General features: G+C 36.5%; 1 protein-coding gene. It reads left to right on the forward strand.

Translation table 11 applies throughout. From position 1 onward, the window contains the following. Positions 1-745 (forward strand): SIMPL domain-containing protein (locus tag J8L84_RS20170; protein WP_247670907.1); only part of this gene is annotated, 745 nt, incomplete at its 5' end. Positions 746-850: the final 105 nt, after the last annotated feature.

The raw sequence follows: 850 nt of genomic DNA on the forward strand, positions 1-850 counted from the left end.
GTTATATTCACAAGGAGGTCACATGAAGTTTTTACCTATAATCCTAATTCTTATTTACCCTTTTAGTCTTTTTGCAAGCGTACCAAATGACAGGCATATTGTTGTAGAAGGTGAAGCTCAAATAACTGCCGCGCCAGATCTGGCGGTACTCACTTTTGAAACGGAATCAAAAAATGATTCAAGCTTAGTGGCTAAGAAAGATGTTGATAAGAGAATTAATGACTTTCTAAATGGGTTAAATAGATTTGGGATTGATGAAAAGAATGTTAGTGCGTCAAGTATTGTTACAAGTCCAAACTATTATTATACCGAGGAAGATAAGAAAGTATTAGACGGATACATTGCGAGCCGCACTATAAAAGTAACTCTAAATCAAATTAAACATCTCAACGAATTATTAAACTTTGCACTAGAGGTAAAGGTGAATGAAATTCAAAATATTGAGTTTCAATCTTCTCGTAAGGAAGCTTTAAAAGAAGAAGTTTTTGCAAATGCAGTAGAGAATGCAAAAAGAAAAGGGCGAACTATGGCCTCAGCATTTGATGCCAGATTAGGCAAAGTCTATAGCATAAATTCTGCCAACCAAAATCAACGTAATAGATATGGTTTTAATGACAATATAGAGAGGATAGAAGTCACTGGGTCACGAATTGAAGCAGAAGAGTTTGAACCAGGTCGATACCTTCAAGAAAATATCGTATTTTCCGCCTCCGTTGATGTTGTATTTGATCTCGAAGTAAAGTGAATATAACAAAAAAATTAAGTCACTCACTACGTTCGCTGGGACGCTAACACGCAGGGCCGCTTCGCTATTATGCCCTACGCGTTATCGCCCCTTATTCAAAAGTTA

Origin of the sequence: Alteromonas sp. MMG017 (genome assembly GCF_018100795.1) — a bacterium.
Taxonomy (GTDB): Bacteria; Pseudomonadota; Gammaproteobacteria; order Enterobacterales; family Alteromonadaceae; genus Alteromonas.